General features: G+C 67.7%; 18 protein-coding genes. 7 read left to right on the plus strand and 11 right to left on the minus strand.

The features are described from left to right. Positions 1-3: 3 nt before the first annotated feature. The 5 genes from H8S61_RS05500 to H8S61_RS17390 all read left to right on the plus strand — a co-directional run bounded on the left by H8S61_RS05500 (position 4) and on the right by H8S61_RS17390 (position 9,351). A complete protein-coding gene (locus H8S61_RS05500) occupies positions 4-636 on the plus strand; it encodes a 4Fe-4S dicluster domain-containing protein (RefSeq protein ID WP_101721530.1) in 633 nt (210 codons plus the stop codon). Beyond that, on the plus strand, positions 636-1,505 hold the full coding sequence (locus H8S61_RS05505) for a dimethyl sulfoxide reductase anchor subunit family protein (RefSeq protein ID WP_160943594.1): 870 nt from the start codon (positions 636-638) through the stop codon (positions 1,503-1,505). The genes H8S61_RS05500 and H8S61_RS05505 overlap by 1 nt, the downstream gene beginning before the upstream one ends. Positions 1,506-1,948: 443 nt before the next feature. Continuing rightward, positions 1,949-3,490, plus strand: a complete 1,542-nt coding sequence (locus H8S61_RS05510) for an FAD-dependent oxidoreductase (RefSeq protein WP_186938248.1) — start codon at positions 1,949-1,951, stop codon at positions 3,488-3,490. A 123-nt stretch (positions 3,491-3,613) separates the two neighbouring features. Continuing rightward, positions 3,614-5,020, plus strand: a complete 1,407-nt coding sequence (locus H8S61_RS05515) for a helix-turn-helix transcriptional regulator (protein ID WP_186938249.1) — start codon at positions 3,614-3,616, stop codon at positions 5,018-5,020. A 92-nt stretch (positions 5,021-5,112) separates the two neighbouring features. After that, positions 5,113-9,351 (plus strand): EAL domain-containing protein, encoded by a 4,239-nt coding sequence (locus tag H8S61_RS17390; RefSeq protein WP_255466481.1) that lies wholly within the window; start codon positions 5,113-5,115, stop codon positions 9,349-9,351. Positions 9,352-9,360: 9 nt separating this feature from the next. Here the strand turns inward: H8S61_RS17390 and H8S61_RS05525 are convergent, their stop codons facing one another. From H8S61_RS05525 to H8S61_RS05545, 5 genes are all read right to left on the minus strand, one after another. Continuing rightward, entirely contained in the window at positions 9,361-10,236 is an 876-nt protein-coding gene (locus tag H8S61_RS05525) for a dimethyl sulfoxide reductase anchor subunit family protein (RefSeq protein WP_186938250.1), read from the minus strand. A 10-nt stretch (positions 10,237-10,246) separates the two neighbouring features. Next, complete coding sequence (dmsD, locus tag H8S61_RS05530) at positions 10,247-10,906, minus strand: Tat proofreading chaperone DmsD (protein ID WP_186938251.1); 660 nt, start codon at positions 10,904-10,906, stop codon at positions 10,247-10,249. After that, a complete protein-coding gene (locus H8S61_RS05535; protein WP_186938252.1) occupies positions 10,903-11,553 on the minus strand; it encodes a 4Fe-4S dicluster domain-containing protein in 651 nt (216 codons plus the stop codon). Before H8S61_RS05535 ends, dmsD begins: the two co-directional genes overlap by 4 nt. Before the next feature lie 300 nt (positions 11,554-11,853). Then, a complete protein-coding gene (locus H8S61_RS05540) occupies positions 11,854-12,468 on the minus strand; it encodes a 4Fe-4S dicluster domain-containing protein (RefSeq protein WP_186938253.1) in 615 nt (204 codons plus the stop codon). A gap of 30 nt (positions 12,469-12,498) precedes the next feature. Further along, positions 12,499-14,928 carry a DMSO/selenate family reductase complex A subunit gene (locus tag H8S61_RS05545; protein WP_186938254.1) on the minus strand — a complete coding sequence of 810 codons (2,430 nt, stop codon included), beginning with the start codon at positions 14,926-14,928 and terminating at the stop codon, positions 12,499-12,501. A 248-nt stretch (positions 14,929-15,176) separates the two neighbouring features. On the opposite strand from H8S61_RS05545, the gene H8S61_RS05550 reads away from it, so the two are divergent. Next, positions 15,177-16,781, plus strand: coding sequence for a helix-turn-helix transcriptional regulator (locus tag H8S61_RS05550; protein WP_186938255.1), 1,605 nt, complete (start codon positions 15,177-15,179; stop codon positions 16,779-16,781). A 343-nt stretch (positions 16,782-17,124) separates the two neighbouring features. On the opposite strand, the gene H8S61_RS05555 is transcribed toward H8S61_RS05550, so the two are convergent. Next, positions 17,125-18,072, minus strand: a complete 948-nt coding sequence (locus H8S61_RS05555) for a dimethyl sulfoxide reductase anchor subunit family protein (protein WP_160941876.1) — start codon at positions 18,070-18,072, stop codon at positions 17,125-17,127. 209 nt (positions 18,073-18,281) lie between these two features. On the opposite strand from H8S61_RS05555, the gene H8S61_RS05560 reads away from it, so the two are divergent. Next, positions 18,282-18,455: a hypothetical protein gene (locus H8S61_RS05560; protein WP_186938256.1), complete on the plus strand. Its 174-nt coding sequence runs from the start codon at positions 18,282-18,284 to the stop codon at positions 18,453-18,455. 18 nt (positions 18,456-18,473) lie between these two features. Here the strand turns inward: H8S61_RS05560 and dapB are convergent, their stop codons facing one another. From dapB to nrfD, 5 genes are all read right to left on the minus strand, one after another. Continuing rightward, a complete protein-coding gene (gene dapB / locus H8S61_RS05565) occupies positions 18,474-19,274 on the minus strand; it encodes a 4-hydroxy-tetrahydrodipicolinate reductase (RefSeq protein ID WP_186938257.1) in 801 nt (266 codons plus the stop codon). Positions 19,275-19,450: 176 nt separating this feature from the next. Next, complete coding sequence (locus tag H8S61_RS05570; protein WP_186938258.1) at positions 19,451-19,936, minus strand: CBS domain-containing protein; 486 nt, start codon at positions 19,934-19,936, stop codon at positions 19,451-19,453. Continuing rightward, positions 19,933-21,426 (minus strand): MDR family MFS transporter, encoded by a 1,494-nt coding sequence (locus H8S61_RS05575; protein ID WP_255466482.1) that lies wholly within the window; start codon positions 21,424-21,426, stop codon positions 19,933-19,935. The genes H8S61_RS05570 and H8S61_RS05575 overlap by 4 nt, the downstream gene beginning before the upstream one ends. Positions 21,427-21,887: 461 nt before the next feature. After that, on the minus strand, positions 21,888-25,133 hold the full coding sequence (locus H8S61_RS05580; protein WP_186938259.1) for a molybdopterin-dependent oxidoreductase: 3,246 nt from the start codon (positions 25,131-25,133) through the stop codon (positions 21,888-21,890). Continuing rightward, positions 25,117-26,547: an NrfD/PsrC family molybdoenzyme membrane anchor subunit gene (gene nrfD / locus H8S61_RS05585; protein WP_186938260.1), complete on the minus strand. Its 1,431-nt coding sequence runs from the start codon at positions 26,545-26,547 to the stop codon at positions 25,117-25,119. Before nrfD ends, H8S61_RS05580 begins: the two co-directional genes overlap by 17 nt. Position 26,548: the final 1 nt, after the last annotated feature.

Below are 26,548 nucleotides of genomic sequence, written 5' to 3' on the forward strand. Positions count from 1 at the left end.
ACCATGACGAAGGCTATCATCACCGACCTCAACCGATGCGTGGGCTGCCTCGCGTGCTCGGTCGCCTGCAAGGCGGTCAACAACGTGCCCATCGGCAGCTACTGGAACAAGGTCGTGCGCGTGGGGCCGAACCCCATCCCGGGCGGATCGGGACAGTATCCCGACGTGTACATGTACTTCCTGCCCATCAGCTGCCAGCACTGCGAGAATCCCGAGTGCGTGAAGGTGTGCCCGACCGAGGCGTCGCACGTTGCCGAGGACGGCTCCATCCAGATCGACAAGGAGAAGTGCATCGGTTGCCAGTTCTGCGTCATGGCCTGCCCCTACGGCGTCCGCTACCTCAACGAGGAAGAGAAGGTCGTCGAGAAGTGCACGCTGTGCGAGCAGAAGCTTGCCCAGGGCGAGCTGCCCCAGTGCGTCAGCCAGTGCGGCGGCAACGCCCGTTACATCGGCGACACCGAGGCCGGCTACGAGTCGTTCGAGGGTTCCGAAGACCCGTTGGGCAACCGTCGCAAGATGCTCGACTTCCTCGAGCCCTTCACCGACGCCGACGTGCACAGGCTGCCCGACGTGGGCAACAAGCCCTCGTACTCCTACATCCTACGCGACCATCACTGGGAAGGAGGTGATGAGTAATGGAAACTCAGTGGCCTCTCGTTATCTTCACGCTGTTCGTATGCTTGACCTGCGGCACGCTGGGCGGCATGTCCATCCTGGCGCTCAAGGGCGAAGGTAAGAACCTGCAGATGACCGCGCTCATCACGTCCGCCGTCTCGCTGGTGGTGGGCGGCATCGGAGCCTTCCTGCACCTCGAGCATTGGGAGCGCATCTTCAACGGCTTCGGGCACATCACGTCCGGCATCACCCAGGAGCTCATCGGGTGCGTGGCGCTGGCCATCATCATCGTCGTGTGGTTCGTGATGCTACGCGGCGAGAAGCCGGTCTCCAAGGCGCTCGCCTGGGTGACCATCGTGGTGGCCGTGCTCATGGTGGCCGCAACCGCGCACTCCTACTACATGCCGGCCCGTCCGGCGTGGGGTCTGGCGCTCGTGGTGTTCTACCTGGGCAACGCCTGCCTGCTGGGCGCCGTGGCCATCTGGCTCATCTCCATCCTGAAGAAGGACGAGGCCGCCGAGGCGACGGGCATCCAGCTCACGTTCATCGCCGCCCTCGTGCAGCTCGTGGCCGACGTGGTGTTCGTCATCGCCTGCGCCCTGTCGAACTTCGCGCAGTACGGCTACTATGCCGACCCGACGTCCATGACCACGGCCCCGACGCACATCGACAGCCTGATGAGCGTCATGGTCACCGGCGCCGGCGCCCCGATGTTCTGGGGTTCCATCATCTCCGTCATCGTCGCGGCGGCGTGCGCCTTCGTGGCCAAGAAGAAGGTGGGCGCCTCCAAGACGCTCATGGTCGTCACCGCCATCGTGGCGCTGGCCACCTCCGTGATGTTCCGCGTGCTGATCTACCAGCTGGGCTACCCCGTGTTCCTGCTGTACTAGCACCAAGCACGTAACGTTCCACGATCCCGCGTTCCGGGGAGGAGCTGCAACCTCCCCGGAACCGATCGAAGCAAGCGGGGCAACCCCCTCCCTCCAGCCCCGTTTGCTTCGATCGCGCGCCGCCACCCCTCCCCTCATGCGGCGCAGCAGATCGACCCATCGGCCCGGCCGTCCGCCCCTCCCCCTACCTGCGGACCGCCGGGCATCCTTATGCCCCGGACCTTGCGCTGCGAGCGCGAGCGAGGAACAAAAGGAGAATGCTCCTTCGCGTAGGTGCAACACTACGCGCTCCGCACCCCGAGCCCGCGCTTCCGTCTCGAGTCGCCCACCAGCGGAAACCCTCATTTCGCGAAAAAGGGGTGATGCGCATCATCCCGCCCTTGCGTACGCTCGAACCGTCGTCGACGACAGCGATACAACACATCGGAGGGAAGGGGAACATCATGGGGAAGCATGAACAGCAGAACGGCGTTTCGCGTCGAAGCTTTCTGAAGGCATCGGGAGCCACCGCGGCCGTCGCCGCCGGCGCGCTTCTGTGGGGCTGCGCGCCCAGCAGCGCGCAGGACGGCGCCTCCACCGAGTCGGGCATCCCGACGTCGTGGGACGAGGAAGCCGACGTGGTGGTGGTCGGAGGAGGAGGCGCCGGCATGTCGGCCGCGCTCATGGCCGCCGAAGCGGGAGCCTCCGTCATCGTGCTGGAGAAGGGTCCCACCACCGGAGGATCGACCGCCTTGTGCGGCCAGGCCATCATGGGCGTGGGCACGTCCGTCCAGAAAGCCGCCGGCATCGAGGACTCGGTCGAGGAGGCCATGAAGTACTTCTCGGCCATCGGCGACGGGCGCGACGACCTCGTGCGCTTCGTGGTGGAGAACAGCGCCGACGCCGTGGAGTGGCTCATCGGCCTGGGGATGCAGGTGCCCGCCGAGATCGGCAACCCGGGCCTCGTGTTCGGCGGCCAGGAGAAGGAGCGCGCCGACCTCACCGCGCCCGTCATGCGCACGCACTACGCCGTCAAGCCCGATCCGGGCCTGTGGCCCGTGCTGCAGAAGGCGGCCGACGCGCAGGAGGGCATCGCCGTGCGCACGGGCACGCCGGTGACGAAGCTCGTGCAGCATCCCGACACCGGCGAGGTGCTGGGCGTGCTGGCGGGCGACGGGAGGCAGAAGGCCGTCAAGGCCCGCAAGGGCGTCGTGCTGGCGGCGGGCGGGTTCGCGCGCAACCCCGCCATGATGCACGCGCTCATCTCGCGCTACGACGTGCAGACCACCGCGAACGAATGCGACACCGGCGACGGCATGAACCTGGGCCTGTCGGCCGGCAGCAGCGTGGGCTACTTCGGCATGCTGTCGAACGTGCAGTTCTCCAAGCCCATCATGCCGTGCGCCTTCATCGTGCTGGGACCCGACACCATGGAGGGCACGCCGCCCTTCATCTCGGTGAACGTGCAGGGCGAGCGCTGGACCAACGAGCGCAAGTTCTACTCGTACATCTGCGACGACCTGCTGAAGCAGCCTGAAGGGCGCGCCTTCGTGCTGACGTGCGGCGACGCGGGCAAGGCGGGGCTGTCCCGCGCGGCCGACCAGGCGTTCTCGGGCGAAACCCTCGCCGAGGTGGCCGCCGCCATGGGCGTGGACGCGGATGCGCTGAGCGCCACGGTCGAGCAGTGGAACGCCTCGTGCGCCCAGGGCGCCGACGCGCAATTCGGGCGGCCGAGCGAGCTCTACCCGCTCGAAAGCGGCCCCTTCTACGCCGCAGAGGTGAAGCCGGGCGCCGCCTGCACGTTCGGCGGTGTGACCGTCGACACCGAGATGCGCGCGATGCGCGCCGCGGGCGACGAGGCCATCCCGCGCCTGTACGCGGCCGGCACGAACAGCATGGCGCTGGGACGCTTCTACCCCACGTGCGGCGCCGCGGTTGCCACGGCGATCACCACGGGACGGCGCGCCGGCACGAACGTCGCGGCCGAAACGCCCTGGGAGGAGTAGCCCCGGCACGCACCCGTCATCGAGCATAGAGCAAAACGCGCGCGGAACCGCAGCTGAGCCGCGGCGCGTTTTGCTATGCTGGGCTCACCCCTCCGAACACCCGCATCGGACCCGAAGGAACGCATGAAACGCGCGCGCATCCATACCCTGCTCCTGCTTATGGGCGGCTTCATCGCCCACAAGCTCAGCATCCTGCTGGCATGGAACGGCGACGCCCTCGCCGAGCTTCCCTGGGGCGCCCTGCAGCCCGACTGCTTCGTCGCGCTGTTCTGCACCTGGGGCGTCGTCACGGGCGTCGTGCTGCTGGGCGCGTTGGCGCTGTTCGCGCGCAGGGGGCTGGGATGGCCGAGCGCCTCGCGGTTGCTGGCGCCCGCGTTCGCGCTGGCGCTGGGCGAGGCGCTCGCGTTCCTCTCGCTCGTGTTCTCCGGCTCGTCGATGCTGCTGGTCATGCTCGCAGCCGGCATCATGTCGGTGGGATACGCCCTGCTGCACTTCGTATGGGCCGTGCTGGCGCTGCGCTCCAGCCTGCTGACCGTCCTCGTCGCCCTCACCGTGGGGCAGCTGGTCACCTCGCTCTCGCTCCTGGCTCTCAAGCAGGCCGGGACGGAGGTGCAGGCCAGCTTCCTCATCGCCTCGTGCGCCATCCTCTTCGTCACGGTGCACGCCCTGGCCGCGCGCGAGGACGACGCCGACGACGGATCGCCGCTCGTGACGCCCGAGAAGACGCGCCCGCTGCGCGACCCGCTCGTCATCGGCATCGCCGCGTCCGCGCTGGGCGTGGGCATCCTGTGGGGCTCGTCGCCGTCGCTGCGCGATTACACGCTGTGGGTGTTCGTCGCCGTGGCGGTATGCGCCACGTTCTTCGCGGTGTCGCTCGCCCGCAAGCGCGAGGCGAACCCCGAGGCGCTCATCCGCCTCGTGTTCGCCATGCTGGGCATCGCCATCCTGCTGAACGCCGTCGTCCCCGACTGGCACGCCGTGTTCATGGGCGCGGTGTGGGTGGGCTATTCCATGCTGTCGCTGTGCGTGTTCCTGCTGGGCAGGAACGGCGGGGGCGCAAGCGACCGCCCCGACGGTACGCAGCTGGTCGTCGCCCTGGCCCTCTTCGACGTCTGCATCGCGCTCGGCCTGGCCACCGGGCGCGCCATGAGCGTTGCCGCGCCCTCGATCGAAACGCCCACCACGGTGGCGGTTGCGCTGCTGCTGGCGTTCATCTTCCTGTTCGGCACCCGCACGCGCGCCCGCGCGAACCGCGCGGAGACCCAGCCCGCCGACATCGAGGACATCAACGAGGTCATCCGCGCCCAGTGCCGGACGTTCGGCGCGCGCCACGACCTTACCGAGGCCGAATGCGACACGCTGTTCTACGTGGTGAAGGGGCTTACCATCAAGCGCATCGCCGGGGAGCGCTTCGTGTCGCTCAACACCATCAAATCCCAGATGACGAGCATCTACCGCAAGGTGGGCGTGCACTCGAAGCAGGATCTGCTGGCGATGCTCGAGCGCGAGCATCCGCGCGCGGACGCGTAACCGGAGGCCGCAGCATCATTTTGCGGTTTGCCGGGCCCAACTCGCTGCCGAAGTCCTACAATGGATCAAAGGGCTTGAGGACAGGAGATCCGATGCCGGGCAGCCGACAAAAGAGCGTCTCAACGCAAGGCCACACCTACGTCATCGATCGCTCGTACCGCGTCGTGTACCTCGACCGCGCGGCGCGGCGCGTATTCCCTGGCGGCCGCGTTGGCGAGCTGTGCTACGAATGCTTTCGCGGACAGACCGAGCCCTGCAAGGACTGCCCCTGGAACCCCGATTCCAGCGAGCACGCCACGCAAAGCGTCATCTACAGCGCGCGCGTGGGGCGCTGGTACGAGCTCACCTGCCTCGAGCTGGACTGGTTCGACGAGGGGCCCTGCGTGCTGTTCTCGGGCCACCCCATCGACGAGCACAGCCGCGGGCTGTTCAGCTCGCTGAGCGAGCCATCCTCCTACGACGAGCTGTTCGAGCTCAACCTCACCGACGACGCGTACAAGGTGCTCTACCACGAGCCCGACAAGTTCGTGGTCCCGGCCATCGAGGGACGCCTCAGCGTCATGTTCCCCGACGTGCGCGACCGCCTGATCCACCCCGAAGACCGCGATCGCTTCGCGGCGTTCTGGGATTTCGGCACGCTGCTCGGCCGCATCGAGGACGCGGGCGGCGCGCTGCGCGGGGAATTCCGCAAGCGCCTCGTGTCGGGCGGCTGGAACTGGGCGGCGCTGACCGTGGTGTCCGTGAAGCGCGGAGGCGGCGGCGAGCGCGTGGTGATGTGCTTCATCGCCGACGCCGAGGACGAGGTGCGGCAGCGCACGTCGCAGGCCGAGCGCTCCCAAATCCAGCTGCTGCGCGAGCGCGACCAGCTGACCGGCCTGTACAATGCGGCCACGTTCTACGACAAGGCCGAGCGCCTCGTGGCCGGCACGCCCGAAACCGCCTACGACGCCGCGTACATCGACATCGAGCACTTCAAGATCTACAACGAATGGCACGGCCGCGAAGCCGGCGACGCCATCCTGTGCGCCATCGCCGAGCGCATCGAGGCCATCGCGCAGCGCCGCGGCGGCATCGCCGGCTACCTGGGCGGCGACGATTTCACGCTGATCATCCCCCACGGCCTGATCACCGAGGAGCGGGTGGAGCACGAGCTGAAGCAGGAGCCGTTCGACTCCGAGGACACCATCGGGTTCCAGCCGGCCTTCGGCGTGTGCGCCATCGACCGCCCCGACGTGTCGGTGGTCACCGCCTGCGACCACGCGATGATCGCGATGAACTCGGTCAAGGGCACCTACACCAAGCGCATCGCCTGGTACGAGCCCGGGATGACCGAGGAGATGGAAAACGAGGCGAAGATCCTCCTCGAGGTGAAGCGCGCGCTGACGAACCACGAGTTCGTGCTGTACTGGCAGCCGCAGTGCAGCACGCGCACGGAGCGCATCGTGGGCCTCGAGGCCCTCGTGCGCTGGCAGCACCCCTCGCAGGGGCTCGTGATGCCGGGCTCGTTCATCCCCGTGCTCGAGCGCAACAACTTCATCGCGAGCCTCGACCTGTACGTGTGGGACGAGGCCTGCCGGCACATCCGCTCATGGATCGACCGCGGCGGCGCGCCCGTCCCCGTGTCGGTGAACATCTCGCGGGCCGACCTGTACGCCATCGACGTCGTCGAATCGCTCGAGGGGCTCATCGAGAAGTACGGGCTGGACCACAAGCTGCTGGAGCTGGAGATCACCGAGAGCGCGTACGCCGAAGACGAGAAGATGGCCGACGCGGTGGCCCGCCTCAAGGATCTCGGCTTCACCATCCTCATGGACGACTTCGGCAGCGGCTACTCCTCGCTCAACATGCTGAAGGACATCACCGTCGACATCCTGAAAATCGACATGGGGTTCCTCACGAGGCAGAACGAGTCGCAGCGTAGCGAGAGCATCCTCGAGGCCGTCGTGTCGATGGCGCGCTTTATGGACCTGCGCATCATCGCCGAGGGCGCCGAGACGAAGGAGCAGGTGGACTTCCTGCAAGACATCGGCTGCGACTACGCGCAGGGCTACTACTTCCACCGCCCCATGCCCACCGAGGCGCTCGAGGAGCTGCTGGCCCAGGACGATATCGTGGACCATCGCGGCGTGCTGAGCCCCAGCATGGAGCTCATCGACGTGAACGCGCTGCTGCACGACGACATGATCAGCCGCGTCACCGTGGACAACCTGATCGGTGGCCTGGCGATCTACGCGGTGTACGCCGACCACTTCGAGCTGCAGCAGGTGAACAACGAGTACTACCACGTCACCGGCTGCAATTCCGTGGACCTGCGCGAGCGGCAGCGCCTCATCTCGCGCCAGGTGCACCCCGACGACCTGGCGCTCGTCAACGCCATGTTCGACGAGGCGTACGAGCACCCCGTCACGGGCGCCGACGCCACGTTCCGCCGCTACCGCCTCAACGGCGACCTCATGTGGATGCGCATGCGCGCGTTCTTCCTGCGGCGCGAGCAGGATCGCACCATCTTCTTCGCCTCGCTGTCCGACGTGACCGAGCAGAAAGAGCAGGAGGAGGAGCTGCGCGCGTCGCAGGAAGTGCTGAGCAGCGCGCTGAACATCTCCTCCTCGCAGAAGTCGTTCGGCGACCTCACGGCCGACAACCGCCAGCTGGCCGCGCAGATCTTCATGCAGAACGCGCCCGGCGGCCTCATCGGTGGGTACTGCGAAGAGGGCTTCCCCTTCCTGTTCGCCAACGAGGAGATCGCCCACATGGCCGGCTACGACTCGTCGGCCGAGCTCATCGAAGCGCTCGACGGGCTGGTAAGCAACTCCATCCACCCCGACGACATGGCCCAGGTGATGGAGGACATCGGACCCGAGTTCTACGAGGGGCTCGAGTATTCCACCCAGTACCGCATGCTGCGCAAGGATGGGTCGTACTTCTGGGTGAGCGATCACGGCCGCGTGGTGCGCACGAAGACGAACCGCCTGGCCATCGCCAGCTTGTGCATCGACACCGACCACATGGTGAGCATGCAGCAGGAACTCGAGCTGGAGGACGAGATCCTGCACCGCATCATCCAGCAGTCGGACCTGAACGTGTGGGTGTACGACATCGCAACCGACCGCCTGGCGTTCCAGAACCTCTCGTCGAGCGGCATCGCCTCGCTGCTGGCCGCCTCGGCGGACGACGAGGACACCGCCAGCCTGGGCGACGACGTGAGCAACGTGCTGCGCCGTCTGTCGCGCGAGGCCATGTGGGGCCGCCCCGCCGCGCGCACGATCAAGGTGTGGTCGAACACGGGCGATCCGCTGACGCTGCACATCGAGCGCGAGATCGTGCCCGATGCCAGCGGCGATCCCGCGCGCGTCATCGGCTACCTGGAGGATCCCACGCAGGATTCGCAAGCCAAGCTCACCCGCGCGAACGACAACCGCCTGCTCGACATCCTCAAGGGCACCGCGGTGGATCATTGGTACGTCAACGTCAACACGAAGAACTTCCTGAACTCGGCCGACCGCCGCGCGTGGCGCTACTGGGCCGGGCTGTCGCTGGAAGACTGGTCGAACGTCACGCTCGAGGACCGCATCGGGCCCTACCTCAAATCGAGCGAGGACGCCGAGGCCATCGAGCGCTTCCTCGACTTCGACGACATGCTGCGGCGGTTCGCCGAAGAGGAGCGCTACGCCTCGCTCGAGTACCGCCAAACCGACGAGGCGGGCGAGCGGTGGATGGAGCTCAGCTACCGCATGGTGCAGCTCGAGGAGGGCGGCAACGTGTACGCCTACCTGTCGGTCACCGACATCGACGAGCGCAAGCGTCGCGAGCTCGACCTGGAGAACAAGGCCGAGCACGACGCGCTGACCGGCCTGCTGAACCGGCAGAGCGCCTCGCTGCGCATGACGGACGCGCTGGAGCGCACCGTGGAGCACGGCTACCGCGGCGCGTTCGCCATCATCGACCTCGACGACTTCAAGCAGGTGAACGACACGTACGGCCACCTGTCAGGCGATACGGTGCTGGCCGGCGTGGCGCAGCACCTGCGCACGGCGTTCAGGAAGGGCGACCTCATCTGCCGCTGGGGCGGCGACGAGTTCGTCGTATACTGCGAGGACATGGAGCGCGAGGACATGACGAAGCGCATCGCCGACCTGAGCGCGGGCCCCTGGAACGCGACGGTGCAAGGCGACCAGGTGATCGAGCTGTCGGTGTCGACCGGCATCGCGATGGTGCCGCAGGACGGCACCGCGTTCAAGACGGTGTACGAGCGGGCCGACCGCGCTCTCTACCAGGCGAAATCGAAGGGCAAGGCGCACTTCTGCTTCTTCGAGACGGGCTCGGACGCCTAAACGCCCCCGTCACACGCCGAGGCCCACCGTCATGTGCATCATGTAGAACGCGAACCGCATGATGAAGATGCCGCCGAGCATGAGCACGGCGGCTCCCACCGTGCGCGCGACGGACAGCCGGGCGCGACCCCACAGCGCCGCGACGTCCAGGCCGATGCCCGCCATGCCCAGCACGCCGAACGCGCCGATCATCAGGCCGTAGGAGGGAACCAGCTGCGCGGCCGTCAGATACGAGTTCTCGATGGTGCCCAGGTCGGCGCTCTGCAGGCCGAACGTCACCACGTTGGCCGCCAGCGCGAGAGCGGCCACGACGGCCAGCACGCGCCCCATGCGCCCCTCGACGGGCTCGTAGCCCGCGATGCGCAGCCCCGCGATGGCGAGGACGGGGCCGCCCGCCAGCGCGTTGAGCACGAGGTTGAGCGGCACGTACGCGGTGTACCACGACACGATGGTGTCGGCGGCGTAGGCGAAGCCCACCGCCACCACGAACACGACGCCCGCCAGCATGGCCAGCGCGAGCCACACCCGCTGCAGCTGCCGTTTGGGATGCTCGACGAAGTTGTACAGCCAGTACAGGCCCGCCAGCGCGAGGAACACCACGGCGAAGAACACCTCGGTGGACAGCGGGCTGCGCCCCACGCCGATGAACACGTACAGCGCGTTGGCGGGGTTGCCCAGGTGGGTGGCCGACGCCACGAGCCCCACCATGGCCACGACGAGGGGCAGCCCCAGAAAGACGTTGAGCCGCTGGCGCAGGGCGTCGGACGCGCCGCCCGCCAGCGCGGGAAGCCCCATGCAGATGAACGCGACCACGCCCGACGGTGCCAGCGTCGTGAACAGCACGAGCGTGATCTCGCCGAGCGCGGTGTCGAATCCTGAAATCATGCAGGCGATCCTAGCGGTAGAACCTCGGGTAGACGACGTCCAGGGCCAGCTCGGCCTGGATGCCTTCGAGCGATGCTTTCGTGAGGCGCGCAAGCCCCTCGTAGAAGGGCTGGTCGGCCGCCTCGGCCAGCTGGTCGAGGAAGTGCGACGACCAGGTGAGCAGGTGCGCCTGCAGGAACTCGTCCAGGTCGTCGGGCTGGTTGCGCGCAAGGTAGGCCATGAGCGACAGCATGAGGCCGATGTGGTCCTCGGGGGTCTTGTCGTCCGCGAGGCGCGCGATGCCGCGCCCGCGCATCCACGCGCGCAGGGCCAGCGTGCTGGCGCCGAACACGACGCACTCGCGGTCGGTGTACACCGAGCCCCAGGGAGGGGCCGGCTTCGGCGCGGGGCCGACGAACAGGCGGCGGTACTCCCACACGAGGTCGTCGGCCTCGGCGCCTCCGGCCAGGCCGCCCGTCATGAGGCCGAGCGCGGCGCGGGCCTCCCCCTCCTCGGCGAAGGGCCATTCGGCGGCGGCCGCCCCGGCGTCGAGGGCGGCCATGGCCGCGAAGGCGGGGTCGGCGTCGCCCTTCACCGGGTCTTGCAGGTAGAACGGCCCCAGCGTCTCGCCGACGAAGGCGATGGCCTCGCGCACGTCCTCGGACAGGGGCACGGTTGCTTCTTCGCTCATTCCATGATCTCCTTATCGGTTGCCCGAAATCCAACTTCCAACAGGTTCGCCACCGCGCCGTCCTTCGATTCCGCCGGGCGGGCGTCGGCGGGCGGCTTGATGAACAGGTTCGGCACCGTCGCCGCGGGGTCGGGCAGCGGCGCGACGGCGGCGCGCTCGCCCCGCTTCGCCATCTCCTCGGCAGGGCCGAAGTCCAGGGCGCGGGCCGGGCAGGCCTCCACGCACACCGGCTTCTCGCCCGCGGCCACGCGCGGGGCGCAGCCGTCGCACTTCACGCTGTGACCCTTGTCGCGGTCGACGCGCGGCGCGCTGTAGGGACACGACAGGTGGCAGTACCCGCAGCCGATGCAGCGTCGCTCGTTGACGCTGACCAGCCCGGTCTCGTCGTCCTTGTGCATGGCCTCGGTGGGGCACACGCGCACGCACACCGGGTCGTCGCAGTGGTTGCACGCCACCGTCACGTTGTACGAAAAGCAGGTGGAGCTGAACGTGCCGTCGTCCGTGCGCACGGTGTCGCCGCCCGTGTACTCGTACACGCGACGATACGCGGTGCCGACATCGAGGTCGTAGGCGTCTTTGCAGGCGAACATGCACGTCTTGCATCCTGAGCAACGCGTTCCATCGAAGAAAAAAGCCTGCTGAGACATGTGGCGACCTCCTCTCGTCAACACGGAACCGCAAGCACTCCCCCACGTCCAGAAAAGCGGGGCACGCCCATTCTAGCGTACCCCGCCCACACATGCGAACCGCCGGCTTTCCCTCGTGGCGCAGAGGCGGGGTTGCGAGCGAAGAAACGCACGCCGCGCCGGTTCGCGACGGACGCGGCATACGATCGGCGCGGCGCAGGACGCCCACATCCCGAATTCTTCGCCGCACCATGAAAAGCCAAGAAGGAAAGGCGGGCCTTATGGAGCAAGGGGCCGCTCGCGCGGCCCCCCGATGCTTCCTTACGCGACCTCGAGCGGGTTCACGATCTCGGCTGCGCCGACCGGCTGAGCGTCGGCGGATGCCTTGATGTAGATGTTCGGGCTCGTCTCGGAGGGGTCGGGCAGCGGAGCGATGTTGCCGCGCTCGCCCAGCTTCGCCATCTCCTCGGCCGTGCCGAAGTCCAGGGCGCGGGCCGGGCAGGCCTCCACGCACACCGGCTTCTCGCCCGCGGCCACGCGCTCGGCGCAGCCGTTGCAGCGCACGGCCTTCTTCTTCTCCTCGTCCACCTTCGGCGCGTTGTACGGGCACACGATGGCGCACGTGCCGCAGCCGATGCACTTCTCCTCGTCGATGGACATGAGGCCCGTGTCGGCGTCCTTGATGATGGCGCTCTGCGGGCACTTCTCGAAGCAGATCGGCGAATCGCAGTGGTTGCACGACATGGACAGCGGATAGCTGACGCACGTGGTGGTCAGGATGCCGTCGGCGTCCTTCACGGTGTCGCCGATGGTCACCTCGTACACGTGGCGGAACGAGATGCCCAGATCGATGTTCTTGTAATCCTTGCACGCCATCTGGCAGGTCTTGCACCCGGTGCAGCGCGTGCCGTCAAAGTAGAATGCCTGTTGAGACATGGTATATCACCCTTTCTGCGGCTCGTCGCCCTACGCCTTGGTAACCTGGCAGATGTTGCTGTGCTGAGGGTTGCCCTTCGCCAGCGGAGACGGGCGATGGGTCGTCAGCGTGTTGATGCAGCCGCCCTTGTCGACGCGATCGCCGTACATGTCGGCATCGTGCCATGCGCCCTGCGAGATGCACACCGTGCCGGGAACCACGCGCGGCGTGACCTTCGCCAGCAGCTCGATTTCACCGAACGCGTTCTTCACGCGGATCTTGTCGCCCTGCTTGATGCTGCGCTCCTTCGCGTCGGCGGGGTTGATCCACGCCTCCTGCGGGTTGACTTCCTTGAGCAGCTCGATGCCGCCCCAGGAGGAGTGCGTGCGACCGCGATAGTGGAAGCCGCTGCAACGCAAGGGGAACTCGTCGGTGGGCACGTCGGTCTCGGTGAAGCCGTGCGTGTACACCGGGATGGGCGAAATGAGATCTTCCTCGCCAAGCTCCCAGGTGGCGGCGATGCCGGCCAGCGTCTCGGAGTAGATCTCGATCTTGCCGGTAGGGGTGTCCAGCGGGTTGGCCGCCGGATCGTTGCGGAACGCCTCGAACGCGATGGTCGCGCCCTTCGGGTTCTTGCGCGTGTAGACGCCCATCTTCATGGCCTCGTCGTACGTCGGCAGCTCGGTGTCCTTCTCGCGCGTCTTCTCGTAGAGCTCCTTGATCCACTCTTCCTGCGTCTTGCCCTCGGTGAACTGCTCCTTCACGCCCATCTTGTCGGCGATGAGGGTCAGGGCATCGTAGAGGGTCTTGCGCTCGAACTTCGGCGTGGTGCACGGCTGGCCGCTGATCATGTACGCGTTGTCGCCGCCGGTGCCGATCTGCGACACCTGCTCGAAGCGGAACAGGTCGGGCAGCAGGATGTCGGCGTATTTGGCGGAGTCCGTCATGGCCGTCTCCCACACCACGATGAACTCGCACTTGCTCTCGTCGGCAAGGATGTCGTGCGCGTAGTTGATGTCGCCATGCTGGTTCGTCAGGCAGTTGCCGGCGTAGTTCAACATGCACTTGATGTTCTGGTTGAGCTTGTCGGCGCCCGTCACGGCGGAATTGAGCGCCGTCATCTCGGTGCCATGGTCGATGGCCTCGGTGAACAGGAACACGGGGATCTTCGCCTTGATGGGATTGTCACCGGCCGGCAGGGACTGCAGGCTGATGGAGTACGAACCCTCGCGGCAGCCGTTGCTCGTGCCCGGCAGACCGACTTGGCCGGTCAGCAGCGGCAGCATCATGATGGACCAGCAGTTCAGCTCGCCGTTGCTGCGGCGCTGCGGGCCCCAGCCCTGCACGACGTACAGCGGCTTGGCAGCGCCGATCTCGGCCGCCAGCTCCTTGATGCGGTCGGCGGAGATGCCGCAGATGGGGGCGGCCCACTCGGGGGTCTTCTCCACCATGTCGTAGCCGGTGCCCATGATGTAGTCCTTGTAGGACTTGTTCTGGCCCTTGGCGCTCTCGGGCATGGTGTCCTCGTCGTAGCCGACGCAGTAGGTGTCCAGGAACTCCTTGTCCACCAGGTCGTTCGCGATCAGCTCGTGCGCGATGGCGGAGCAGAGCGCGGCGTCGGTGCCGGGGTTGATGGGCTGCCACTCGGCGGAACGGCCCATGACGGAATCGTTCATGCGGGGGTCGATGTAGATCATCTTGCCCTTCGTGGTTTCGCGCAGGTGCACCCAGTCGTAGTGCGACACGGCGCCGCCCTGGCGCGTCTCGGTCGGGCTCGTGCCGAACGCGAGGATGAGCGCGGCGTCCTCGGCGGCGTTGAGCGTGCTGCCGCTGAAGCCCGATGCGCCGTAGGTGTGAGGCACGATCATTTCCATCTGCATGGCGCTGTAGTCGCCGTACGATCCCAGGCAACCGCCGATGCAGTTCATGAAGCGCGGCAGCGAGCGCGCCGTCGTGGAGCTCACGCCCGTCGCGTAGGGGATGTACACGGACTCGTTGCCGTACTCGTCGATGATGCGCTTGAGCTCGCTGGCGATCGTGTCGATCGCCTCGTCCCACGAGATTTGCTCGAACTTGCCTTCGCCGCGCTTGCCGACGCGCTTCATGGGGTAGTTGATGCGGTCGGGGTTCGCGAGCCAGCGGCGGTACGTGCGACCGCGCAGGCAGGCGCGAGGCTGCACCTCGTCGAAGCCGGCGTCCTTGCTCGTGTAGGTTTCCACCCAGGCGACCTCGTCGTCCTGCACGTGGAACTTCAGGCTGCAACGGCCGGGGCAGTTGATGGCGCAGTGGCCCCACGTCGTGGTCTCCTCGACGGCCTGCGTCGCAGCGGCGTCGCCGCCCTTCGCGCCGTCGGCGCTCGGCGAGCAGCCGAACAGCGACACGGCACCCGTGCCCATCGCAGCCGCACCCAGGCCGGCCAGCGCCGAGCCCTTCATGAACGTGCGGCGAGACACCTGAGCATTCTCCAACATGTTCGTCATGGTCCCTCCCTCTTTCACTCTCTCGTCCTGTGCTCCGCTTCCCAGGCGGAACGCTTCGCATTGTGGCACTCGCGCCCCTCCACCGTGTCACATAAAATATGCGAACTTGGAGTTTTGCCTGATCACAGGACAGCGCTTTGGTAACGTGTCACCCGTTCTATCTGACAATACCGTTATACTGGTGCGACGGGAACTATGAGCGGGCAACGTGACAAGCCGCGCGCGGGCGCGGTCTCGGGGGAGGATCTTTGAACGCAGCCACCATCGCCAGCATCTTGAAGCCGAACATCACCTCGCTCGGCTACGGCCTGTTCCTGGCCATCAACGCCGCGGGCGTGTGGGGCGGCGTGTTCCCGTTCCTGCCGCTGGAGTTCCAAACCACCGAGATCGTGTTCTGGTTCTTCCTCGCGCAATCGCTCGTGTTCTCGTTCAGCTACTTCGCCAGCGCCCTGGGGTCGTACTTCTTCCCCGGGCCCACGCGCACGTTCATCGTGCGGCTGGCCACCATGCCCTACCTTCTGGGATGGTGCTGCCTCATCGCGGCCATCTACCTCGACGCGTGGGCGCTGTCGCTCGTGATCGCCGGCGGGGCGCTGCTGGGGCTGGGGTCGGCCGGCTTCTACATGCTGTGGCAGCGGCTGTTCGCCAGCCAGGATTCCGACACCGGCAACCGCGACCTCATCCAGGGTACCGTATACGCGGCGGTGCTGTACTTCTCGCTGTACCTTATTCCGCAGGCGGTGACGGCGTTCCTCATCCCGCTCGTGTTCCTGCCGCTGTTCGGGTTGACCATCGTGCTGAAAAGCCGCGAGATCGACCTCGACCAAGCCATGTTCCAGGACGTGCCGCGCGACCACCCCCGCGTGTACCAGCGGCTCGCGAACGATTACTGGCGCAGCGCCCTGTGCGTGGGCGCGCTGGGATTCTGCACCGGCATCATGCGCTCGCTGGCCATCGGCGAGCCGGCGGTGGGGTCGCTCGTCAACGTGCTGTCGATGGGCGGCTCGCTGACCGCCGCCGTGGCGCTGCTGGTGCTGTGGCAGTTCAAGAACCTCAGCGTGAACGTGGTGGGCGCGTACCGCATCTTCTTCCCGTTCGTCATCACGTCGTTTCTGCTGCTGCCGTTTCTGCCCGAGGAGTACGCGCGCTGGCTGGCCGGCGGCCTGTACGCCGTGTACAGCGTGGCCATCATGCTCATGATGATCCAATGCGCGCAGGCTTCGCGCGACCGCGGCATCAATCCCGTGTTCATCTACGGGTTCTTCGGCGGCATCGTGTACGCGTTGCACGACGTGGGCTTCATCGGCGGAACGTTCGCCGAGCAGATCCTCGTGATCGGCATCGCGCCGCTGGCCGTGGTGGCGCTCGTGGCGGTGTACTTGCTGGGACTCATGTACTTCATCGGCCAGGGCGGGTTCCGGCGCATCTTCAAGCACGGCGACGGCACCGATGCGGCGGCCAGCATCGAGCTTGTGGCGCTGCGGGCGCATGCGGTGGAGAAGAAGCCCGCGGTTGCCGAGGCCGATGCGGTGCCGGCCAAGAAGGCGGGCAGCAAACGCGGCGAGCGCACCGCGCGGCCCCGTCGCGAGGAGAAGGAGCGCGTGTACCTCGACCGCATCTCGAAGCAGGCCGCGCTGCTGCAGCAGCACTACCGCCTGAGCGAGCGCGAGACGGAGGTCATGGAGCTCATCGCCCGCGGCAACACCGTGGCGCGCATCGCCGAGGATCTCGTGGTGACCGAGAACACCATCCGCACGCACTCGAAGCGCATCTACGCGAAGCTCGACATCCACAAGAAGCAGGAGCTGCTCGACCTCATCGAGTCGTTCGACCCAAACGATCTGCAAGAGTAGGAGCCACGCGAAACGCGGGCGAGCGCCCTCCCCTAGTCAGCCCTCAACCCGTTCGAGGTCGTAATGCGCGATCTCCATTCTCGCACGGCGATCGGTTGAAGCCCCCCTATGTAACGTATATACTACAGGCGAGCCGCAGGGAGCGCTTACTCCCCACGGCTCTCGGATCGCTTCGGCGGTTTGGGTTATTGGTGGCGCTCCTTTCCCCTGCGGGTTAGGAGCGCGTCTTTTATCACCAGAACGAGCTCGATGCCATCCCAGCATCTCGAAGCGCGCATGAAAAAGCCGCCGGCACCCGATGGGTGCCGGCGGCTCGAGTGCCTCCGGGGTGCGTGCGATGCTGTTACACCTGCAGGGCGTAGAACATGAGGCGCGCGACGAAGATGCCGATGAGCACGGCGGCGTTGCCGGCTACGAGCAGCGGGATCGCCGAGCGGATGCCCACGGGCGCGTCAGCGTCCACGTCCTCGCGATCGCGCAGTGGGATGGCCGCCGCAGCGCCCGCCGTCCGGCCCATCGCCGCTGCGTTGCGGCCGCCGGGCATGAGCGTGGCGCGCAGCGTCGCCAGCATGGCGACGAATCCCACGATGGAGATCACCAGGTACACCCACGAACCGGGGAGCACGTCGGCTCCCGGGAAGAACGCGCTGAACGTGGACTGGGCGAACAGCAGCTGGGCGCTCACGGCGACGATGGCCGCCACCACGCCGATGAACGCCGTGACGAGCGCCGCCGCGGGGAACTGCGTCCGGCGTGCCTCGGGCATCCCGCCCGCAACGGCCACGACGAGCGCGCCGAGCGGCACGCCGCCGGCTACGCAGAAGCCGACGATGCCGAGCGGCACGAGCGGCGAGTCCCAGGTGAGCACCGCGGAACCCATGTACATCACGCCGATGCTGAGCGACAGCAGCAGCGACGCCGCACCCACCACGGTGGCGAACACCTTGCGCGGACGCTCGTCCAGGTTGCCCGTCATCGCGATGATCCAGTACACCACCGCCAACGCCACGAACAACATGCCGGCGATGCCCACGAAGGACAGCGGTGCGATGTCGATGCCTTGGAACAGGCTCATCGCATACTGCGGCGACGAGAGGGCCACGAACGACGCGATGTAGCCCACCGCCAGAATAGCGAGCGGCAGGAGCGTCCAGCGGTCGATGCGGGCGAGGTGCTCCTTGCTGAAGCGCGTGGTCAGAAACGCCACCGCCAAGCCGATGAATGCGCCCGATGCCATCGGCACGAGCGTGGTGAACAGAACCATCGGCAGTTGAAGCAGTGCGAGGTCCATACGCTTTCACCTCCTCAGGATTCACGACGAATCCTCTAGCTGTCATATCGAATGCGCCCCCATCGTAGGAGCGTCAGCCGCCGCGCCAGCTGACTCGATATGACGTTTGGAGAGGCGTTGCCCACCCGTGGCTCGGTTGTCAGAGTGCCGCCCCCACCGACGGGGCGCAAGCTGGTACCGTAAGGTGTTCCACGAAAGGAGGGCCTGCGATGACCCGTATTCAAAGGAGCTGGGCGGTGGCCGCCGCGCTGGCCGGAACCCTGTTCGCCTGCACGATCGCGCTCGTCGCAGCCGCCGCGATGCCGCCGGCCCCCGCAATCGCGCTGGCCCTCTTCGCGTTCGCCCTGTTCGTAATGGCGGCCCGCCAAGCGCGCCGCCCGTAGGCGGCGCGGAGGTCAACGTCAGCCCAGGTCGAACACGTCTGCGATGCGGTAGACGCCGGCGGGCTTGCCGCACAGGTAGGCGGCGCAGTCGACGGCGCCGCGGGCGAAGCATTCGTCGCTGTAGGAGTAATGGGTGATCTCCAAGCGCTCGCCGAGGCCGCCGAAGTACACCTTGTGGTCGCTCGTGATGTCGCCGGCGCGCAGCGAATGGAAGCCCACGCCGCCGGGCTTGCGCGCGCCGTGGCCGCCGCGGCCGTATTCGGCCAGCTCGTCCAGCGTGGTGCCCTTGAGCTCGGCGATCATGTTGCCGATGATGACGGCGGTGCCGCTGGGCGCGTCCAGCTTATAACGGTCGTGTTGGTCGATGATCTCGATATCCGTCTCGTCCACGAGGGCCCGCGCGGCGATCTCCACCAGCTTGAGCATCACGTTCACCATCTTCGACGTGTTGCATTTGAAGATGACGGGGATCTCCGCGCCCGCCGCCTCGAAGCGCTCGAACTGCTCGGGCGTGAACCCGGTGCTGGCGGTGACGAGGGCCTTCCCGTGCTCAACGGCCAGGTCGAGCGTTTCGAGGCACTGATCCACGCTGGACACGTCGATGAGCGCATCGCACCGGTCGATGACGGATGCGAGGTCGTCCACCACGGGGATGCCCAGATAGCGCCCGAGGCCCACCACCTGCCCGAGGTCGCGGCCGATGTAGTCGCGCCCCGCGGGGCCCACGCCGCCCACCAGCTCCATGCCCTCGCGCTCATCCACGAACCGGCTGATGGGCTGCCCCATCTGCCCATGACATCCGACGACGATCACCTTCATGCCGCGCTCCCTCCCCACCGTATGGCAGCGTCGCCTGCGGCGCGCTGTTCGTTGCCGTCAGTATAAAGGGTGCGCCCGGCGAGCGATAGCGCACGGCCGCGTCGGCGGCGTTCGGGCGGCGCGCGGCGCGAATCGCTCCGCGCCGCGAACGCCCCGCCGCCTCACCGCCCCGCGCGCTACTCCCCCGCGTCCTCTCCGCCGAACAGCACGTCGAACAGGTAGCGCGTGATGGTGGCGCGGCGCACCACGCCGATGAGCTTGCCGTTCTCGTCGATGACCGGCACCTTCTTGAACTTCTTCTTCGCCAGCACGTCGGCGATCTCGCCCACGGTCTGGTCGGCCGTGGCGCACAGCACCTTCTGCACGGCCAACTCCATGACGTTGCGGTGCTTGAGCGCGCGGGCCTTCTCCTCGAAGGACTCGTTGTCGTACAGCACCATGTTGGCGTAACCGCCGCCGAAGATGGAGCGCGTCTTCTGCGCGGCCACCGCCTTCATGATGTCGCCGTCGCTGATGAACCCCACCACGTGGAGCTCTTCGTCCACCACGGCGAGGCCGCTCGTGCCCAGCTCGTTGAACAGGGCCACCACCTCGCCGAGATCCTGATCGTAGCGGCACGTGAATACGTCCCGCTCCATGATGGCGCCAATCGTCTGGTTCATCGTCCAGCCCCTTCCCGAGCCTCTTCCAGATCAACCGCGCGCGATGCCTCGACCTGCGGTGCGGGCGTCGCGATCGCGCGGTTCTTCACGTTGCGCACCTTCAAGATGGCGATGATCAGCGCGATCGCCGCCACCGCCGCAGAGATGCCGTACGCCACGTCGATGCCCGCCGCCGTGGACAGCACGGGACCAGCCTCGGCGTTCGCCGCGGTCACCATGGTCATCACCGTCACGATGAGCGCCGTGCTCACCGCGCCGCCCACCTGGCGACCCGTGTTGCTGATGGCGTTGCCGTGAGCGATCATGTCGTTCGACAGCGCGTTGATGCCCCAGGTGGTCACCGGCATGTTCGCCAGCGTCAGGCCCGAGGATTGGATGACGTAGAACACCACGAGGTACGCGACCACCGTCTTGTCGTCGACGAAGGACAGCGCCGCCAGCGAGGCGGTGAGCCCGGTCAGGCCCACGATGGCGATGACGCGCGGGCCGAACTTGTCGAACAGCATGCCGCTGATGGGGCTCAGGAAGATGGTCGCCACGGCGCCGGGCGTCATGAGGATGCCGGTTTCGAACGCCGTCAGCCCCAGGACGTTCTGCAGGTAGATGGGCAGGATGACGCTGCCCACGGCCAGTGCCGAGTTGACCACCGTCACGATGATGGCCGAGTACGCGAACGTGGGCGTCTTGAGGGCGCGCAGCTGCAGCAGCGGCTCGTCGATGTGCAGCTGGCGATGGATGAACCACACGAGCGCGACCACGCCCACCACGATGCTGCCAATGACCACGATGCTGCCCCAGCCCAGCGTGCTGGCGCTGGAGAAGCCGTACAGCAGGCCGCCGAACGCGAACGTGGACAGCACGATGGACGGCACGTCGAGGTGCGGGCGCTTGAGCTCGCCCACGTTCGTGAGCAGGAAGAAGCTCACCACCAGCACGAGGATGGCCAGCGGGATCATCGCCCAGAACATCATGCGCCAGCCCCACGCGTCGATGATGCCGCCGGCCAGCACGGGACCGGCCGCCGGCGCGCAGCTCATCACGATGCCGGCCATGCCCATGGCCGTGCCGCGCTTCTCGGGCGGGAAGATGAGCATGGGCACCACGCCCACGAGCGGCAGCTGCACGCCCGCGCCGGCCGCCTGCAGCACGCGTCCCACGATGAGGAGCTCGAACGAGGGGGCCGCCGCGCACAGCGCCGTGCCCACGATGAACGAGACGAGCGAGACGAAGAACAGCTTGCGCGTGGAGAAGCGGTCGATGAGGAACCCGGTGATGGGCACCATGATGCCGTTGACCAGCATGTAGATGGACGTCACCCACTGGGCGGTGCCGGCCGAGATGGAGAACGCGTCCATCAGCTTCGGCAGCGCGGGCGACAGGACGGTTTGGTTCAGGATGGCGAGAAACGCGCCGGCCAGCACGATGCCGATGACGGTGATCTCCTTGCGGGTTACCTTGTGCTGCTGGGCTACCAGTTGTTGCTCGTTCAAGAGCGCATCGACTTCCTTTCGGACGCGTCGAGGACCAAGCCGATGCCCGACGTCGGGCGCATGGCAGCGCACGGCGACGGCGACCGGTCGTCGACTATGGGATTGAGATGGGGATGAGGGTTGCGGGACGCGTCAGCGCGGGCGCGTCACCCGGGCGAGCGCGTTCAGCGGTAGCCTTGCCACACGCCGGGACCGACCTCGCCCGCCGAACGGAACAGGGCCGTGCGCGAGCGACGCCTTGAAAGCTGGCGCTGGCTGGCGTAGCGCCGGTATGTTTGCAAAAGCGATTTCACAGCGGGCAAGTATACCGGAAGCCGAAACCCCCGTATCTTCGAGAAAGTGTCCCGCTTCAAGCGATTTCCACAGTTACGGCAAACATGGCAAGACGGCGCGGGGAGAGCGCTGGATAGCACGTCCTCCCCGCGCCGCAGAACAGGCGGGCGCCGAACGGGCGGGCGCCGTTACGCCTTCCGCACGTCCACCCAGAGGTCGAACTGGGCCGCGCCGCCGCCGATGGGGTCGGTGACGCCGCCTCCGCCGGCGAGCGTTTCCTCGGGCAGCAGCTCGTTCATGCAGAAGCCGCGGCCGCGCCCTCCGGCGAAGCCGGTCTTCTGCTTGCCGGGCTCGTCGCCGTCGAGGACGCCCTCTTCTTCCAGGTAGTCGGGTGCCGGGCCCACCGACGCGCCGTCGATGGTGACTGGGCGCGCGGCGTAACCCGCATGCCCGAACGAGTAGTTCGCGCCCACCACGCCGGGACGGATGCCTTCCGTCACGCACACGTGGCCGGCCAACGCGCCCTCCGGCCCCACGATCTCCACGGCGTCGCCGTTCGCCAAGCCGCGCGCCTCGGCGTCGGCCGGCGCCATCCACACGAAGTTCTCGGTGGTCAGCTCGCGCAGCCACGACGAGGCGATGGTGCGATGCGTGCCGTTCGTGCGGGCCTTCCAGTTGATGAACGCGAGCGGGCGTTCGGAGGGACGCTCCATCGGCGTGCCGTCGGCGAAGGCGACGGGTGCCGCATGGGCCAGGCCGTCGAAGTTCTCGCCGGTCAGCGCATCCTTCAACGACGCGGTTTTCGGGTCGTAGAACGCGCACAGGCCGGCGTACCTCGTCTTGATGAGGTCGCCTTCGTAGCCGTCGTCCTTCGCGGGGTCGGCCGACGCGAAGCGCCCGCCGCGGTTGAGCACGTACACCACCTTCGGCCACTCCTCTTCCGTGACGGCGGCCTTCCACGTCGCGAGGTCGAAGGCATCGCCCAGCGCGCGGGTGCGAGCGCGCTCGAACAGGGCCAGCTCGTCGGCATCGGCATCGGGCACCGGCTGCTCGCCGGCGTACGCGATGTTCGCGGCCATCTTCAACCAGTAGTCGTACTCGGTTGCCAGCGCCACCGCGGGGCCTGCGCCGTCCTTGCCCACCGGCACGGCATGCTCGCCCACGCCCGGCAGCTCGAGGCGCTGCATGATGTCGAGGTAGACGTCCTCCACCGAGCGCGGACCCTCGTAGGCGCGGACGGCCGGCTGGCCCAGCTGGATGAGCTGGTACTGCTGGTTGGGGTAGAGGGACTCCTGGCTGAACCGCTCGAGGTAGGTCTTGTCGGGCAGCACGAAGTCGGCGAAGCGCGACGTGTCACCGATTTCCACGTCGAACGACACGAGCAGGTTGATCTTGGCGGGATCGCCCAGCACGTCGCCGAGGCGCTGGCCGCCCGGCGTGGAGTCCACGAGCGAGTGGCGGTGGATGAACAGCGCGCCCAGGTGGTCGTACACGTAGCCGGCGCGCAGCGTCGGGACGATCTCGTGCGACAGGTTGCCCGGCAGCGGGTACCACGGGCGCGGCGCAGGGTAGCCGTCCTGCTTGAAGTAGCTCGTCTTCTCGTACTCCGTCTTCTGGCGCGTGATGGGAATGCCCCAGCCCGCGTGGGCGTCCGGCACGGTTTGCAGGTCGTAGCGACCCGTGAACGGGGCGAACTTGGCACCGGCGGCGATGTGCCCGCCCTTCCAATCGTGGTTGCCGATGAGGAAGTTGAGGTAGCCCACCGCGCGCACCGCGTCGAATCCGTTGGCATGCATGGCCGGGCCGCGGTAGCTCATGACGCAGGCGCGCTTGCCGTGCGACGTGAACTCGCGCGCGACCTCCTCCACCAGGGCGGGCTCGATGCCCGCGTCGGCGGCGTACTCCTCGAGCGTCCGCTCCTCGATGCGCTCCTTCAAAAGCCGGAACACGCTTTTCACGCGCGTCGGCGCACCCTTGACCTCCACCTGGGCGTCCGCCAGCAGATCGGCCGCGCCCTCCACGGCGTCGGCGGCGGTCAGCTCGCCGTCGACGAGCACGAACCGCGCATCGTCGGGCAATCCATCGTCCGTGCGCCCGAGCAGCTTCGCGGTGACGACGGGCCGGTTCGGCAGATCGACCGCCACGAGGTGCGTCGCGTCCGACCACGTGGGCTCGCCGAGCGCCGCGGCCGCCCTCTTGCCGGGCGCCGCCAAATAACGGGCATCGTAGCGTTCGTTGGCGACGATCCACGACATCATAGCGAAGGCCAGCTCGGCGTCCTTGCCGGGCACCACGGGCAGCCACCTGTCGGCCTTCGACGCGCTGCGCCCCTGACGCGGGTCCACCACATAGAGCTTCATGCCGCGCTCGCGCGCCGCCGACAGGCGCGGCGCCAGCCACGACGGCCCCTTGTTCGCCGTCATCGGCTCGGTACCCCAGATGATGAGGCATTCGCAGTGGTCGATGTCGGCGTACATGCGCTTGTGGTTCGTCGTGGGATGCGTGCGCACGTTGGCCATGACGCCGGTCATGCCGCACACGCCGCCGTGGTTGAAGTTGTTGACCGAGCCGAACCCCTGCTGGGTGAGACGGTCGCCGATGAGGAACATGCGGTCGCCGCCGGCCGAGCAGAACAGGTTGGACTTCGGTCCCAGGTCGGGATGGTTCACGTCGATGAGCGTGTCGGCCCACTTCGCCGCGAACGCGTCTTGGGTCATCTCGCCGGATTCCACGAGCGCGACGTCGGCCTCCACCTGCTTCTTCGGCGCGTACGCGTACCATTCGGCGATGCCGGGCGTGCCGAGGGCGGGCGATCCGTGCACGATCTCGTCGAGGGCCGTGTCCCAATCCACCGTCTCCCATTCGTCGCTTCCGCGCGCGCCGACGCGCCGCAGGGGGCGCGTGATGCGGAAGCGGTCGTGCGCCAGCTGGATGCCCGCCTGGCCCTTGAGGCAGATCATGCCGCCGTTGGTTGCACGCCCCGCAACCGCCATATCGTCGCCGGGAGCAAGCGCCTCCTCGGGACGCGTCGCATAGGGAACGGGCGCGTAGGGCTGCGAGTTGAGCGGCGAGTACGGGTTGCCGGCGATCTTGCGCACGAGCGCCGTGGCGCCCTCGTTCGCGCCCGCGCCGTCGGCCGCGTCGGCCACGCGCACCTTGATGGTGCAGTACGTGTTGCAGTTGTTGCACATCGACAGGATCACGTCGTCGGCCGCGTACGCGCCGGTGGCGGAACCGCGTCCGTGCGGCTCGTCGGTCAGCGGGTCGTCGGTTGCCATATAGGCGCCCAGGCCGCCGCCGGCCAGCACGGCGCCGGCGGCAACCGCGCACCCGGCGCCCACCACCGCGCGGCGCGACGGCGTGCCGAACACGCTCGCGCGCTGCGGCTCGCCTGCCGCGTCCCGCCGCTCTTCGTCTCTACGCTGCGCTTCCATCGCGCACCTCCTTGGTCCACGATCCCTCGCCGCTCGACGACGCACCCGCGTCGGGCACCGTTTCCGCATACGCGCTTTCCAACCGCTCCTCGCCCTCGCTCGCACCCACGCGCTCGAGCGGCAGCAGCCGCACGGCCAGGCCGTAGCAGCCCACGGCCAAGCCCAGCACGAACAGGGCCACCATCACCTCGCCCACGCTGGGCACGTACGCCGGCGTGGGCATGCCGGCCAAGAGCGGCACCGAGAACCCGGCCACCACCAGCACGTAGCGCAGCGCCAGCACGCCCACCATGGCCGCAAGCGCGGCGGCCACCGCCCACGCGCCTCCCGCGATCGCGGCTCCGCGGCCGCCGCGCGAACGCAGCGCGCCCACCGTCAGCAGTGCCGCGGGCGCCACGAGGCCCAACCCGATCTCGCCCAGCCAGAACAGCGGCGCCAAGGGGCCCGCCACCATCACCTGCACGGCCGCGGCCACCGCCGGGTCGCCCGACAGCAGCGCGGGCGCCACCTGGAAGAACACGCAGAACGCCAGCGCGAACAGCGACGCCGCCAGCACGCGGTTCAGCCCCACGAGCACGCCCGCGTCCGGCTGCGCGCCGCGCACGCGCGCGAACAGCCGATACGCCACGATCAGAAACGCGGCGGCCGTCACGATGGCCATGACGTAGAACAGCACCGACGTGATGCCGCCCTCCCACAGCCCGCGGGTTTTCACCGCGGCGAAGAACATGCCCGTGCCGCCCGGAGGCCCCACGAACGACGTGGCCACGCCCACGCCGGCCAGCACGCGGATGGCCAGGTTCACGTTGCCGCGCCGCCTGAGCGCGTCGGCGCTCCCCGCGCCCGCAGCCCCGTCGCCATCGCCGTCCGCCGCAGCCTCTGCCGCGCGCTTGTCGTTCAGCAGCACGAGGGCGAACTGCACGACGGCGATTGCCATGAAGACCACGTACGCCTTGATCTCCCAGGCCAGCGGCGACGACCAGTGGAAGAACAGCAGCGTGCCCAGCGAATGCCGGATGGCGCCCAGGTCGATGCCGATGAAGATCATCGACACCGCAAGCGACACGATGCTCAAGCCCAGCGACAAACGCGCGATGGGCGCGAAGCGCGGCAGCCTCAGCAGGTACACGAGCGCCGATAGGAGGTACAAGCCACCCGCCAGCCCCGAGAACCAGATGTACACCACCACCCACAAGCCCCAGGGCACGGCGTTCGTGGCCCCGGCCATGCCCAGGCCGTTCGCCAGCCGGTCGAACATGAAGAACGCGCCCGCTGCCAGCAGCACGCCCACGATAACGGCCCAGGCCGCGGTGGCGCGGCGCGAGAACGGCGCCGGCAGCGCGTAGGCCCGCAGCCGCGGCTCGCGCGACCCGGGAGCCTTCCGCGCCTCCCGATTCTCAGTTGTCGATGCCATA

The organism is Eggerthella hominis (assembly GCF_014287365.1).
GTDB lineage: Bacteria > Actinomycetota > Coriobacteriia > Coriobacteriales > Eggerthellaceae > Eggerthella > Eggerthella guodeyinii.